This is a genomic window from Kitasatospora sp. NPDC004669, from assembly GCF_040609455.1.
GTDB lineage: Bacteria > Actinomycetota > Actinomycetes > Streptomycetales > Streptomycetaceae > Kitasatospora.
The window spans coordinates 1-13,554 of sequence record NZ_JBEXKB010000125.1 but is presented as its reverse complement, the minus strand read 5'-3'; the positions used below and the strand labels follow the sequence as shown (position 1 = coordinate 13,554).

The window sequence follows — 13,554 nt, the reverse complement described above, 5'->3', positions numbered from 1 at the left end:
GCTTCGGCTTTCGCTCCGCCGAGGCCGTCATCGCCCTCGTCATGCTCTGCCTCGGCGGCAACCGCCCCACCCTGCCCCGACGCCAACTCACATGACCCGACCCACAGATCCAGCACAAGAGCCCGTTTTCGCCCATCAGCGTCCATGAGCGCTCATCCCGCGTGGTCCCAGAATGGTCCCCAGGCTGGCCACCCCGCCGCAGCTACTGCCGGCGACCGAGAACTGTCGACCCTTCAGCAAGCTCCACCGTGCGATCCCAACAGCCGCTGTGTCGAGGGCGCTGGCCGGCACGCGGCTCCGACGCCTGCGGACGGATCACGGTCGCTTACCCACTGGCTACGGATCGTGATCTTCCGGGCGGTGTGTCGTCTTGAGCGTGTCTTCGCCGTCTGGTTCTGAGTGCTTCGCGCACCGCCCCGCACGCTCTGCCGCCACACCCGGCACGGCAGCCACTCTTGCCCCAGAGGCACCACCAGTCCAAGAGAAGGGGAAGCTCATGGGACAGCGTGCGCAGCGCGGTCGGGTGTACCGGCGGTGTGGTTGTTCGGACGGGCATGGGAGGCAGTTGGGTCCGTGGTGTGTGCGGTTGTTGGAGGAGGCGGGTCACGGGTCGTGGACGTACTGCGTCGACCTGGCCCCGGAGGACGGGAAGCGGAAGACCCGTCGGCGGGGCGGGTTCGCCAGCCGCGCGGAGGCGGCCCGGGAGATGAGGGCGGTGCTGGACGGCGAGCTGCGCGGGGTGTACGAGGACCGCCGGGTCACGGTGGCGGGTTTCCTGCGGCAGTGGCTTGCGGTGAAGAAGGAGGAGCTCGCGCCGAACACCTGCGCCGGCTACGAGGCGTGCGTCGAACGGGATCTGATCCCCGCCTTCGGCCGCTACCGGCTCCCCGACCTGCGTCCCAAGCACATCGCGCGCTGGATCGCCGCCCAGCGCGGGGCCAAGCGCGGCAAGGTCACCGTTCACCGGATCGTCTCCACCCTGCGCAACGCGCTGAACGCCGCCGTCCGCACCTGGGGGCTGCGCTACAACCCGGCCAAGCACTCCGTCCCGCCCCGTCCCTGCGCCGCCGAGCGCCTGCTGGACCCCCGGCGAGGCCGCGGCCTTCCTGCGCCACGGCGCCGAGCAGTACGCCGACCAGCTCACCGACCTGTTCGAGGTCATGCTCGGCACTGGCATGCGCCGCGGCGAGATCCTCGCCCTCCACTGGTCCGACGTCCACCTTATGGACCGCAAGCTCTACGTCCGCTGGACCCTCGCCGCCATCGACAACGGGAAGATCCACCTCGGGGGGCCCAAGACCGAAGCCAGTAGGGCCTGGATCAGCCTCTCCCCCAGAGTCATGGCCGCCCTCCACCGCCAGGCCGCCTTCCAGATGGCCGCGCACCCGGAAGGCCGCCTCGAAGGCCTCGTCTTCGCCCGCCCCGACGGCACACCCCTGCGCCCGCAGTGGGTCCTGGACCAGCTCCGCAAGCGCACCGCCGAACTCGGCCTCCCCCGCATCGGCCTGCACGACCTGCGCCACACCGCCGCCAGCATCATGATCGCCGAAGGCATCCCCATCGCCATCGCCTCCAAGACCCTGCGCCACGCCACCCTCGCCATCACCATCAACCTCTACGGCCACCTGCTCAAGGACTCCGCCGACGAGGCCGTCAAGGCTCGCTCGGCCGCCCTCGATCAGGCAGACGTACAGCAGCGTGTGACGCGGACAGGGTCTGAAAGGACGTTTAGGGATGGTTTGCGATGCTAAGTTGCCTCGATGGCCAACATCATCGGCATGATTCGCACCTTACGTTCACTTTCGTCGCCTTCCAGATGCCAACCTGCGTGACCGTTTGATCCGCTTCTCGACGCTGGATTCCGCCTGGTTTAGCAATAGAGGGAAATGTTCCAGCCAATGCGGAGCTTCCGGACATTTCGCGGTATGTACCTTGGCGACAAATACGGCAAAAGTGATCAAAACACTCGTCGCAACCCGTCCCTAAACGCCCACTCAAAGCTTCGAGATCGTCATGGTGGTGCAGTGGATCGCGCCGGCGGACTTGATGATCGAGGTGGCGTCGATCGGCACGATCTTCCGGTTGGGGTAAGCGGCCCGGTACGCGTCCATTGCCTCCCGCTCGTGAGCGGTGTCGTCGGTGTAGACGGGCACCAGAACGGCGTCGTTCACGGCCAGGGAGTTGGTGTAGGAGCGGTACGTGTCGTCGCCGTGGCCGGGCATCGGGATCCGGTGGACCTGGTAACCGGCGGCGGTGAGCCGGTCGGCGTTGCCGTCCAGCACCTTGGCGTTCTCAGGGTCGTCCTTCGGGTCGTACGCGCCGACCAGCACGTCCCGCTTGCCGGTGAAGGTCGCGAACATGTCCACGTGGCCAGTGCCCTCACCCTTGATCGGGTCGAGGATGGTCGTCGTTCGGCAGCCGTAGAGCTTGCCGAACATGTCGCGTAGGTCGGCCGCAGTCAGCTGGTTGGTGAGGTTCAGCGGGCGGTTGAGGACGTCGTTGGTGACGATGCAGCCGCCCGCGCCGTCGGACTGGAAGTTGCCGCCCTCGGACTCCAACTTGGGCCGCGAGATCGGTATATTCCACTGGTTCGCCAGGCCGGTGGCGAGCGCGTCGTCGTTCAGCCGGTCTTGGTAGTAGCGGGTGTGGATGAAGCGCTTGCTGCCGTCGGTGCGCCGGGCCGCAATCGGGCCGTAGTCACGCATCCACCAGGAGTCCAGGTTGCGCTCCATGAACTCGATCTTCGAGGTGTCGACGCCCGCCTGGGTCAGCGTTGTGCGGGCGTGCTGCGCCGCGCCCGCGTAGCCGCCGACCACGAGCGTCCGCGAGTTGCTGCTCACCGCCCGGATCAGGTCGATGAAGTACGTCCGCGTCGTCGAGTCGGTGTCGTCGTTGATCGTCCAGGCGATGAGGGTCTGGCCCACCGGCTCGAACTCGCCCGGGACGACGGCCACATCGGTGGGCAGTGGGGTGAACCCGTAGATCTCCGGGCGCTTCTGACGCTCCGCGTCGAGGTCGTCGATCGGGGTGCTCGCGCGGCCCTGGCGCCGGCCGGCGGTGACCGGGCCGCTCGGCCGGGCGAATTCCGGCCCATCGATCCGGATAGTGCCGTCGGCTACTGGAGCCGACTCCGCCGCCACCGCCTGGGGAGCGAGCCCGAGGGTGAGGGCCAGGGCGACTATCGCTCCGGAAACAGCTTTCACACTGTGCTTTGCGTTCGTCATGGCGGCATGCTGGCGTGCGTTCCATGAGATTTTGGTGAGGACGGTAGTGCGAAGACGCCGATCTGACGTTACGTCAGTTCCCGGCGGCACCAAGGAGACGCCGGACCTCCGGTCGCCGGGCAGCCACGCCGTCATCTTGTTCCGGCTATCTTCGGGGCCGAACGCCCGCCGAAGAGAGGGAATAACCCGCGATGACCAGCCAAGCAGCACCGTTCGACGACCTGGACCGCAAGATCGTCACCGCCCTGATCGACAACGCCAGGGCCAGCTTCGCCGAAATCGGCGCGGCGGTCGGCCTGTCGGCCAGCGCGGTCAAGCGCCGGGTCGACAGGATGCGGAAGGACGGCGTGATCACCGGCTTCAGCGCCACAGTCAGACCCGCTGCCCTCGGCTGGCGCACGGAGGCCTACGTGGAGGTGTACTGCGACAGCGCCGCGCCGCCCAGGCGCCTCGCGGAAGTCGTGCGCGACCACCCTGAGATCACGGCTGCCATGACCGTGACTGGCGCCGCCGACGCACTCCTGCACGTCCGGGCCACCGACGTCGAGCACTTCGAGGAGGTGCTGGAACGGATCAGGAGCGCGCCGTTCGTCCGCAAGACGATCAGCTGCCTGGTGCTGACCCACCTGCTGCCGGAGAGCCCGGAAGCCGGGATCGGCCAGACAGCACCTCGGGACGCAACGAACGTGCGTTGATCGCCGACATCACGCAGCGTTCCAGCGCATTCGAGCAGCCATTGCGCCTTGTCGTGCGGCGCAGTGGGTTCCTACCGTTGAGGCATCCCCTGATCGTCACTCATTGGAAGCGGAGGACCCCTCTGTGCCCACGAGCCGCGCTGCGTTCACGAACCGCGTGCGCCCCCGGCGCTACCTGGCCTGCGAACCCACCCACTTCGACGTGCGGTACGCCATCAATCCGTGGATGCGTGAAGACACCCAGGTCGACAGCGCCCTCGCCCGCGCCCAGTGGGAAGCGCTGATCCGCGCCTACCGCGAGCACGGTCACACCGTGGAGACAGTTGACCCGGTAGAGGGACTGCCCGACATGGTGTTCGCGGCCAACGCGGCCCTGGTCCTGGGCGGCCGGGTCTTCGGCTCCCGGTTCCACGCTCCCCAGCGCCAGCCCGAGTCCGTCGCGTACGGGAGCTGGTTCAAGGCAGCGGGCTTTGACGTCACCGAGGCGGAAGCGGTGTGCGAGGGCGAGGGCGACCTCGCACCGGCAGGCCCCTTCATCCTGGCGGGCACGGGTTTCCGGACGACCACGGCGGCCCATCACGAGGTGCAGCAGTTCTTCGGCCTGCCGACGATCAGCCTGCACCTGGTGGACCCCCGCTTCTACCACCTGGACACCGCGCTGTTCGTCCTGGACGACCAGAACATCGCCTACTTCCCGGACGCGTTCTCCCGCGAAGGCCGCGCGACACTGGAGCGCCTCTACCCGGACGCGGTGATCGCCACCCTGGACGACGCCCTGGCGTTCGGCCTCAACTCCGTCTCGGACGGACGCCACGTCTTCGTCGCCCCACAGGCCGAAGGCCTCATCGGTCGGCTCGCCGACCACGGATACGTTCCCGTCCCCGTCGATCTGTCGGAGTTCCACAAGGCCGGCGGAGGCATCAAGTGCTGCACCCAGGAGATCCGCGCATGACCACCCCCACGAGAACCCGCCGGACCACCCCCGCACCGCACTCGTCGGCCGAGCTGATCAGGGCGGAAGCGCCGGTCCTCGCGCACAACTACCACCCCCTGCCCGTGGTCATCGCCCGGGCCGAGGGCGCCTGGGTCGAGGACGTCGAAGGCCGCCGCTACCTCGACCTGTTGGCCGGCTACTCGGCCCTCAACTTCGGCCACCGCCATCCGGCGCTGACTGCGGCCGCGCACCACCAACTCGACCGGCTCACCCTCACCTCGCGGGCCTTCCACCACGACCGCCTCGCCGGCTTTGCCGAGGGGCTGGCCCAACTGACCGGCCTCGACATGGTGCTACCGATGAACACCGGCGCCGAGGCGGTGGAGAGCGCCATCAAGGTCGCTCGCAAATGGGCGTACGAGGTCAAGGGCGTGGCCAGGGACCAGGCGACGATCGTCGTGGCCGCCGAGAACTTCCACGGCCGCACGACCACGATCGTGGGATTCTCCAGCGACGACACGGCCCGGGCCGGATTCGGCCCCTTCACCCCGGGCTTCCGCGTCGTCCCCTTCAACGACCTCGCCGCGCTCGAAGCAGCCATCGACGAGACGACGGCGGCCGTGCTGATCGAACCCATCCAGGGCGAGGCTGGCGTGGTCATCCCGGACGACGGATACCTCACCGGCGTCCGCAACCTGACCCGGCGTGCGGGCTGTCTGTTCATCGCCGACGAGATCCAGTCCGGCCTGGGCCGCACCGGCCGCACCCTGGCCGTCGACCACGAATCCGTCGTACCGGACGTCCTGCTCCTCGGCAAGGCCCTTGGCGGCGGCATCGTCCCGGTCTCCGCAGTCCTCGCCCGCCGCGAGGTCCTCGGCGTGCTGCGCCCGGGCGAGCACGGCTCCACCTTCGGTGGCAACCCCCTGGCTGCGGCGGTCGGTTCGGCCGTCGTCGACCTGCTGGCCACCGGGGAGTTCCAGCGCCGTGCGGCCGAGCTGGGCGAGGTACTACGCACCGGCCTGGCCGCTCTGGCCGGGCGGGGGATCACGGGCTTCCGGGCGCGTGGGCTCTGGGCGGGCGTGGACATCGATCCGGCCATCGCGACGGGCCGTGAGATCAGCGAACGGCTCATGGACGAGGGCGTCCTGGTCAAGGACACCCACGGTGCCACGATCCGCCTCGCCCCGCCCCTGACGATCACGCGCGAGGAACTGGACTCGGCCCTCGCGTCCCTGGAAAAGGTGCTCGGGCAGAGCAGCTAGCGCAGACCGCCGGTGCCCCGGAAAACCCTCACCACGCCCACCGGCCACCCCATGACGGGGACCAAGACCTGCGTGGTCACAGGCAGCTGGCCGGGGAGTGCGGGGGCGGAGCAACCGGGGCTACGCAGGGCGCACCCGTCCGCTCGACGCGCTCTACCGGGTCCTGTTGGTCCGGCAGGACGGGGCCGGCGTGCCCTCCTCGGTGCCGACGTCGGTGTCGGGTTCGTCGGCGAGGGCGAGGATGGTTGTGAGGGTGCGCATGGTCCGGGCGAGGTGCCCGCCGAGTCCGGCGACGGTGGCAGGCCCCCCGCCACCGTGGAGCACCCGAGCGGGCCTACCCCCAGAACCCTGTCCATCGTCGTGTCGGGGCAGCGAGCCGGTCGTGATCACAGACCGCAGCACAGTCGCTGTGAAGGGCCGTCAAGCAGGCCCAGTACCGGCAGCACCGGGCACTCGACAGCGCCCTCTCGGCCATCGGCACGACGCTCGCCCAGTGGGACGCCCTCCGTGCGATCAGCCGCTCACCCGACGCCTCGGCCCGCGCACTGGCCGCCGCGACCTTCCAGACCGATCAGGCCTTCGGCACGCTCGACGGTCGCCTTGTCGCCCAGGGCCTGATCGAGCGCCTGTCCGGCCACGGCGCCGGATCGAGCACCACCTCACCCCCTCGGGCGAACAGGTCCTCGTTGCCGGACACAAGGTCGCCGACAAGGTGCTGGCGACCTGCTAGTCGCACATTTCCGAAACAGAGCGCAGCACCCTGCTCAACCTGCTCGAGCACCTTGTGGACTGAACCAGCGTCCGCTATTCGGTTCAGAATTCCATTCAGCGAGTAATCAACCTGACAGCTTCCTTAAATTTTCCTGATCACTTCCTGTCGACCGCAGTTCGTCACGTCTGGTTTGCTTCACGCCGTGACCGACCGGCAAGGCACCCCCACCCCGTGACGCTCAATCAGCTCCTGCCACGGGATGTCTCACATTTTTCCTTCGCATTCAAATAGCTGCCGGTCCGACCCATTCCGCGGATTCAACGAGAGGCACCTTCACCATGGGTAAGTCCCCCACCGCCCGCTCCGCACGACTGACAGCCGTGACCGGCTTCGCTTCGCTGGCGCTCGCTGCCGGCACCATCGCAGCGGCCGCCTCCCCGGCGCAGGCCGGCACCGCGTCCCTGCCCGACCCCGCCCAGGGCCACCCCTACCGGCACGGCACGGTCCCGACGCGCGGCGTCGGCCATGCCAAGCACTCGAGTGGCACCGCGGCGGCCGCGTCCAGCAACCTCCAGTACTACGGCGGCACCGACGGCGTCGGCGTGACCTCCGGCGCCCCAAAGGTCCACCTGGTCTTCTGGGGCTCCCAGTGGGGCGCGAGCGGCACCGATGCCAACGGTGACACCACGCTGGCGGGCGACCGCTCCGGGATGGCGCCCGTGCTGCAGGAGTTCTTCAAGGGCCTCGGCACCGGCGGCGAGACCTGGTCGGGCGTGATGACCCAGTACTGCGAGGGCATCGCCAAGGGCGCCACCACCTGCGCGCCCACCGACACCCATATCGGCTACCCGACCGACGGCGCGCTGGCCGGCGTCTGGGTCGACGGCTCCTCCGCCGCCCCCGACCAGGCCAACGGCAACCAGATCGGCCAGGAGGCCGTCAGCGCGGCCGCACACTTCGGCAACACCGACACCGCGTCCAATCGCAACGTCCAGTACGTCGTGGTCTCGCCCCGCGGCACGCACCCCGACGGCTACGGCAGCAGCGGCTTCTGCGCCTGGCACGACTTCACCGGCGACAACGCGCTGAGCGGCGGCCCGGTGAACTCCCCCTACGGTCCGGTGACCTTCACCAACCTGCCCTACATACCGGACCAGGGCTCCAACTGCGGCGCCAACTCCGTCAACGCCGGCAGCGCGGGCACCCTCGACGGCGTCACCATCGTCGAGGGCCACGAGTACGCCGAGACCATCACCGACCAGCACCCCTACTCGCCCAACGGCAGCGACCCCGTCCCGCAGAGCGGTGGCTGGCTCGACGCGAGCGGCGAGGAGAACGGCGACAAGTGCGCCTGGATCAAGACCGGCCAGGGCGCCACGCAGAACATCACCCTGACCACCGGTACCTTCGCCGTCCAGTCCACCTGGTCGAACGACTTCAACAACGGTGCGGGCGGCTGTGAGATCTCGCACCCGATCGTCACCAACGGCGGTTCCGACGGCGGTGGTTCCCTCACCCAACGGCGACTTCGAGACCGGTAACCTGACCGGCTGGACCTCCGCCGGCAGCACCCAGGTCACCACCGCGGCGGCCCACACCGGCAGCTACGGCGTCCAGGTCGGCTCGACCGACCCGAGCTCCGACTCGTCCGTCACCCAGACCTTCACGGCTCCGGCCGGCAGCAGCACGCCCTCCTTCTGGTACAACGTGACCTGCAACGACACCGTCCAGTACGACTGGGCCTCGGCCACCCTGACCGACAACACCACCGGCACCACCACGACGGTCCTGGCCGACACCTGCGCCCTGGGCGCCGGCTGGCAGAACGCCACCGCCTCCGTCACCCCCGGCCACAGCTACACACTGACCCTCGCCAACCACGACGACGCCAACCCGGGTGACCCGACCCACACCTACTACGACGTCGTCACCGTCTCCTGACACACCCCGGCGAACGAGGGGTACAGCGCTCGAACGGGCGCTGTACCCCTCTTCCGTCGTCCCGTTTCAGGCCGGTCCGGCAGCCGGGTCCCCCAGGTAGTCCTCGTAGACGGCGACCTTGTGGTTGACCAGGTCGAGGCAGCGGTGGAGTGCGGCGATCCGCACGAGCGCCAGGGCCCGGTGTTCGCGCAGCAGCGCCAGCCGGTCGGCTGCGGTGGTGTCGCCCCCGCAGGCCAGTTCGGTGTAGCGACGGATCGCGGGGATGGGCATGCCGGACGAGCGCAGCACGATGCAGAGGGTCAGCCAGTCGACGTACTCCTCGGCGTAGCCCCCCCGGCGCCGCGCCGTACCGGATTGGCCAGGATGCCCTCGCGCTCGTAGAAGCGCAGGTTGTCCATGCTCAGTCCGGTACGCGCGGCGACTTCGCCGCCGGTCCGGTTCTGCTGCAAATCATCCACGGGCTCAGAATGGGACTTGAGCTGGAGTCAGGTCTAGCTCCTGGGGTGCGGTGGACGAGCAAGAGCCCGTTTCCCCGTCCTTCCTGGGAGCATCACCATGCGTTACCGCTTTCTCGGCTGCACCGGCATGGAGGTCAGCGTCCACTGCCTGGGCACCATGATGTTCGGCGTCGTGGGCAATCCCGACCATGACGAGTTCGTCCGCGTCATCCACACCGCACTGGACGCCGGTGTCAACTTCGTCGACACCGCCGACATATACTCGGCCGGGGCGTCGGAGGAGATCGTCGGCAAGGCCCTGCGCGGTCCGCCCGGTAGCCCGCCGGCACCACGGCCGGGGCGTGCGGTGAAGGGTGAGTGAGCCCAGCTCGTCGCGAAGCGATGCCGAAGGCGGCCTTGAGGGCACGGTGCGGCGCGAACGCTTCACAACTGGACGGCCCAGCCCCACGTTCAATACCGAATCAAGTGGGGGCCGAGGGCGGGAACGCTTCCCGGCCGCAGGTCGGCGGGGGCCGCCCCCGCCGTTCTGCGGGTGTCGACGCCGCTCCGTCCGGGTGCACCATACGGGCTCATGAGCCCGCCCTCCCAGCCGCAACCACGCCCGGACGCCGTCGCCCTGCCGTGCCCCCAGGGCCGCCCCGGGCGCCCGTCCTACGGTATCCAGCTCTCCCCGCGCGAGCGTCAGGTCGCCGAACTGGTCGCCGCCGGCTGCAGCAACCGCGCGATCGCGGAGCTGCTCTGCCTCTCCCCGCGCACCGTCGAGCAGCACGTGGCCCGCGTCCTGCGCAAGCTCGGCGCGCCGAACCGCCACGGGCTCGCCGAGGTCCTGGCCGCTGGCCCCGGCGAGCCCGCCCCTTAGCATCCGGCTGCGCTCAGCCCCGGTACGGTGCCGCCGCGTGCTGCGCGGCGTACAGCAGGGCCGGCTTCAACTTCGGCCAGAAGTAGCTGTCCTGGCAGCTGTAGGGCGGCGTGAAGCCGTCGCAGCCGCGGCCGTCGCTGTCGCCGACCTCGATGGTGAAGGCAGCGGTGCCGAGCTTGTCGTAGATCCAGTCGTCGGTCCCGCCGGAGGCGTCGTAGAGGATCTCCCCGGCCTGCCCGTACTGGTAGCCGGTGATCGAGCCCAACTGCCCGGCCATCGCCCGCAGTTGACTGTCGTTCCCGGTGTGCACGGCGTGGTCGTGGGCCCACGGGAAGATCACCATGTTGGCGTCGCTGTGCATGGTGATCATGATGCCGCGGGTGTCCAGCGGCGCCGGGTCGGTGTCGCCCGAGCCGCGCACCGCCGGGTACAGGTCGCGGAACAGGCCCTCCAGCGCCGTGTTCTCGGCCTCCGAGTCGGGATTCGGCCCGAGGTAGGTCTCGTCGCACGGCTGGGTGGAGGAACCGGACGTCCCCCAGTGGCTGTTGGCGTTGCGGTTGAGGTCCACGCCGATCTGCCCGCTGGTGCCGCAGCCGCTGCCGTTGCCGTCGTTGGCGTTCTTGCGCTGAAGGTTCGGGTTGTCGCCGCCCTGCGCGACGATGTCCACGCCGTCCGGGTTGGCGATCGGCACCACCCACAGCTCGGTGGAGTCCAGCAGCGCGGTGACGTCCGGGTCGCTGCCGTAGCCGTTGGTCAGGTAGTCGATCCAACGCCAGGACAGCTCCCCGGTGGACAGCTCGCGGGCATGGATCTGGCTCATCAGGAAGAACCGGGGCTTGGCCGACTGGGGGTTGCGCGCGCAGTCGCCCTGCTGGCGCTTGGTGATGCAGATCGCCTTGAGGTCGCGCCCACCCTGACCGGCCTGCTTGCGCCAGGACTGGCCGTACGTGACCACGGTGGCCAGGTCGGGGTGCTGCGCGGCGGCCTGGTCCAGGTGCGCGTAGTGGGCGTCCACGGTGTGGTAACCGCCGTCGTAGGTGCCGTCGGCGGCCGAGGCCGCGTTCGGCCGCAGCGCCGGGGCGGCGGGCAGCGTCTGGGTGACGGCGGGCGCGAAGCCGAACTCCTGCAGCCGCTGCTGCGCGGCCGCGTCGCCGAGCACGAACAGGTTGTCGCCTGCGCGGCGTTCGAGCACGTCGAAGCCGGCGCTGAGCAGCGTCTCGGCGTCCGTGGAGCTGTGGGTGGTGATCCGGTACACGTAGTGGGCCGCGGACGCCGGCCGGGGGTGGGGGGCACCGGCGGCGGCCGGCGCGACGGCGGACGGGACGGTGACGGCGAGCACGGCGGCCGCGGCCACGGCATAAGCCGCGCGGCGCTTCCTGGGCATGGACTGGCCTTTCGTGTGGGGGTGTGCTTGTGGGTGGTGATGGCGAAGGGCGGGGCCCACCGCTCGGCAGGCCCCGCCCCGATCGACTCGGACTCAGATCCCGGCGTTGCTACGGATGAAGTCCCGGTACGCGGTCACGTCCGTGTAGATCGACGGCGCGACGGCGCAGGTGGAGTCGGCGCTGCCGGCCCGGCTGGTGGCGCCGACCAGCCGCCACGCACCGGCCACCTGGGCGACCGCCGGACCGCCCGAGTCGCCGTAGCAGGCCCCCTGGTTGCTGCCGTCCGGACCCTGCGGGTTGTTGACGCACAGCTCGCTGTGCGCGTCGAAGCCCTCGGCGCAGCCCGAGCCGACCACCGAGGTGTCCAGTTCCTTGAGCTGGTCCGGGCCATTGTCGGCGCCGCGCTGCGGCTGCTCCTGGCCCCAGCCGAGCAGCCGGATGGCGGTGCCGACGGCCGGCGAGCTGTCGGCGATCCCGATCGGGGTGGCCTGCACGGGAGTTGCGAGCTGGATCAGCGCGATGTCGTAGTTGTTGCCGCTGGCGCTGTTGTAGCTGGGGTGCGGGATGAACTGGCTGACCGCGCTGACCTCGCCGCCGTTGGTGCGGTCCGTGGACCCGACGCGGACCGTGAAGTCGGCGGCGCTGGAGCCGTCCACGCAGTGCGCCGCGGTGACCGCCCAGGTCGGCGAGATCAGCGAGGCGCCGCACTCGTGCCCGTTGCTGTCCTGCAGCGACACCATGAACGAGTACGTCTGGGAGGCGCTGCCGCCGCCCACGATGTCCGGGCCGGCCGCCGCGTGCGCGCTGGCCACCGGGGCGGCCAGGGCGAGGGCTGCCGCCGTGGCGGTCGCGCCGAGGATCTTGGGCAGGGTGAATCGCGTCACGACTCTCTCCGTTTCCGGCGGTATGGGGCCGCCAGTAGCTGCACCGACGCCGGGCTGAGCAGGCCTGCTCATGTCGCAGGCATGACAACCAACGCCTTGGGGAGATCCCGAGCGCGTGCGGCGGTGCGAGGTGGGGGATGGCGGGGTGTTCCTCCGCCGAGCTGAAGAAAACCAACCCCGCTGAGGCTAGGTCAACTTCCCGCGCTACTTATTTAATTGCCCCACCTCGCAACCGTCCCGGACTGCCCAGCTCGGCGGACCGGCATATGCCGGCTGCGCGTGCCAATTTCCAGCGGACTCCCAGGAAACCGCCGCTCCGCAACCCCTCCGGCTGGCGGCAGCGCGAGCGCCGAGGCACCGCGCTGGGCGATGATGCGCTCTCCATCGCCGGCAAGCAGCCAGTCGTCCAACGAGTTCGAGCCGTTGCGGAAACTCCGGCGAATCCGCCCGGTGCCGGTGTCGATCGCGTACAGCCCGGTGGCGCCGCCGGTCGGCACCACCAGCGTCCGGTCGACCACCTAGGCGGGCACCAACGCCGCCGCGCCCTACGACAGTTGGCAACTCCACAGCCCCTCCCCGCTGGTCGCCCGGAAGGCGCGCACATTGCTGTCGGCCTCGGTCGCGTGCACCATGCCGTCGGCGACGGTCGGCGGGCTGTAGCCGCTCTGCCCATCCGACTGCGGCGCGACGGACCAGAGCTGCTTGCCGACGGCGAGCCGGATGGCCTACAACCCGCTCTGCTGACAGGCGTAGTACACCCGCTCCCCGTCGGCGACCAGCAGCACGTTGGAGGGCTCGAGGTCGCGGTGGACGAGCCCCGCCTCGTGGACGACGGCCGGCACCCGCGCCAGTCCGGCTCCCAGCGTGCGGACCGACGCCTCGGGCGGCGGCGCGTGCGTGCGGACGGCGGCTCTGAGCAAAGGCCGAGCACGTAGGCCGTGCCCGCCACGGCTGCGCGGCGTCCGGGTCTGTCCTCTATTGCCAGTACGCGCACGGCGGCCAAGGATTACGTGCCGTGCACTGGTCACGAGCCCGCACAGGATCGCCCTTGCCGCACCGTGCGAAGGCCGGCGCCGCCGACAGCGATCCGGTGCTCATCCGGTCTGGCTGAGCGCTCACCGGGGCGCGCGTGGTCCTCATCAAATCCTCATGCCGCCTCGCCGAGACTCCCGTGCCATACCGATGGCCCGGATGGACGGA

The 13,554-nt window shown here is 69.8% G+C and carries 14 protein-coding genes and 4 pseudogenes; 10 read left to right on the top strand and 8 right to left on the bottom strand.

The features are described from left to right. Positions 1-496: 496 nt before the first annotated feature. Together ABZW30_RS44555 and ABZW30_RS44550 are read left to right on the top strand one after the other, a co-directional pair. Positions 497-865, top strand: a pseudogene (locus ABZW30_RS44555) (Arm DNA-binding domain-containing protein); the annotation flags it as partial. 295 nt (positions 866-1,160) lie between these two features. Continuing rightward, on the top strand, positions 1,161-1,751 hold the full coding sequence (locus ABZW30_RS44550) for a site-specific integrase (RefSeq protein WP_355677050.1): 591 nt from the start codon (positions 1,161-1,163) through the stop codon (positions 1,749-1,751). A gap of 243 nt (positions 1,752-1,994) precedes the next feature. Here ABZW30_RS44550 and ABZW30_RS44545 read toward each other — a convergent pair whose 3' ends face one another. Then, on the bottom strand, positions 1,995-3,224 hold the full coding sequence (locus ABZW30_RS44545; RefSeq protein ID WP_355677049.1) for an agmatine deiminase family protein: 1,230 nt from the start codon (positions 3,222-3,224) through the stop codon (positions 1,995-1,997). Positions 3,225-3,415: 191 nt separating this feature from the next. Here ABZW30_RS44545 and ABZW30_RS44540 point away from each other — a divergent pair, with 191 nt between their 5' ends. The 6 genes and pseudogenes from ABZW30_RS44540 to ABZW30_RS44515 all read left to right on the top strand — a co-directional run bounded on the left by ABZW30_RS44540 (position 3,416) and on the right by ABZW30_RS44515 (position 8,768). Beyond that, positions 3,416-3,919, top strand: coding sequence for an Lrp/AsnC family transcriptional regulator (locus tag ABZW30_RS44540; RefSeq protein ID WP_355677048.1), 504 nt, complete (start codon positions 3,416-3,418; stop codon positions 3,917-3,919). Between the two features lie 124 nt (positions 3,920-4,043). Continuing rightward, a complete protein-coding gene (ddaH, locus tag ABZW30_RS44535) occupies positions 4,044-4,871 on the top strand; it encodes a dimethylargininase (protein WP_355677047.1) in 828 nt (275 codons plus the stop codon). After that, on the top strand, positions 4,868-6,115 hold the full coding sequence (gene rocD / locus ABZW30_RS44530) for an ornithine--oxo-acid transaminase (protein WP_355677046.1): 1,248 nt from the start codon (positions 4,868-4,870) through the stop codon (positions 6,113-6,115). The genes ddaH and rocD overlap by 4 nt, the downstream gene beginning before the upstream one ends. Positions 6,116-6,522: 407 nt before the next feature. Continuing rightward, positions 6,523-6,842: pseudogene (locus ABZW30_RS44525) on the top strand (MarR family winged helix-turn-helix transcriptional regulator); the annotation flags it as partial. A gap of 365 nt (positions 6,843-7,207) precedes the next feature. After that, positions 7,208-8,368, top strand: coding sequence for a hypothetical protein (locus ABZW30_RS44520; RefSeq protein WP_355677045.1), 1,161 nt, complete (start codon positions 7,208-7,210; stop codon positions 8,366-8,368). Beyond that, a complete protein-coding gene (locus ABZW30_RS44515; RefSeq protein ID WP_355677044.1) occupies positions 8,331-8,768 on the top strand; it encodes a hypothetical protein in 438 nt (145 codons plus the stop codon). Before ABZW30_RS44520 ends, ABZW30_RS44515 begins: the two co-directional genes overlap by 38 nt. A gap of 66 nt (positions 8,769-8,834) precedes the next feature. Here the strand turns inward: ABZW30_RS44515 and ABZW30_RS44510 are convergent, their stop codons facing one another. After that, positions 8,835-9,056 (bottom strand): hypothetical protein, encoded by a 222-nt coding sequence (locus tag ABZW30_RS44510; protein WP_355677043.1) that lies wholly within the window; start codon positions 9,054-9,056, stop codon positions 8,835-8,837. A gap of 11 nt (positions 9,057-9,067) precedes the next feature. Next, positions 9,068-9,226, bottom strand: a complete 159-nt coding sequence (locus ABZW30_RS44505; protein WP_355677042.1) for a MerR family DNA-binding transcriptional regulator — start codon at positions 9,224-9,226, stop codon at positions 9,068-9,070. A 97-nt stretch (positions 9,227-9,323) separates the two neighbouring features. Between ABZW30_RS44505 and ABZW30_RS44500 the strand changes: the two are divergent. Then, positions 9,324-9,533 (top strand): annotated as a pseudogene (locus ABZW30_RS44500) (aldo/keto reductase); the annotation flags it as partial. Positions 9,534-9,860: 327 nt separating this feature from the next. Then, positions 9,861-10,085: pseudogene (locus ABZW30_RS44495) on the top strand (helix-turn-helix transcriptional regulator); the annotation flags it as partial. A gap of 13 nt (positions 10,086-10,098) precedes the next feature. Here ABZW30_RS44495 and ABZW30_RS44490 read toward each other — a convergent pair. The 5 genes from ABZW30_RS44490 to ABZW30_RS44470 form a co-directional block, all read right to left on the bottom strand. Beyond that, the gene (locus ABZW30_RS44490; RefSeq protein WP_355677041.1) at positions 10,099-11,469 is read right to left on the bottom strand and encodes a M14 family zinc carboxypeptidase; all 1,371 of its coding nucleotides are present in this window, start codon (positions 11,467-11,469) and stop codon (positions 10,099-10,101) included. A gap of 93 nt (positions 11,470-11,562) precedes the next feature. Continuing rightward, positions 11,563-12,354: a serine protease gene (locus ABZW30_RS44485; RefSeq protein ID WP_355677040.1), complete on the bottom strand. Its 792-nt coding sequence runs from the start codon at positions 12,352-12,354 to the stop codon at positions 11,563-11,565. A gap of 212 nt (positions 12,355-12,566) precedes the next feature. Further along, on the bottom strand, positions 12,567-12,872 hold the full coding sequence (locus tag ABZW30_RS44480) for a hypothetical protein (protein WP_355677039.1): 306 nt from the start codon (positions 12,870-12,872) through the stop codon (positions 12,567-12,569). A gap of 27 nt (positions 12,873-12,899) precedes the next feature. Further along, positions 12,900-13,076 (bottom strand): PQQ-binding-like beta-propeller repeat protein, encoded by a 177-nt coding sequence (locus tag ABZW30_RS44475; RefSeq protein WP_355677051.1) that lies wholly within the window; start codon positions 13,074-13,076, stop codon positions 12,900-12,902. Positions 13,077-13,079: 3 nt separating this feature from the next. Next, positions 13,080-13,274, bottom strand: coding sequence for a hypothetical protein (locus ABZW30_RS44470; protein WP_355677038.1), 195 nt, complete (start codon positions 13,272-13,274; stop codon positions 13,080-13,082). Positions 13,275-13,554 lie beyond the last annotated feature (280 nt).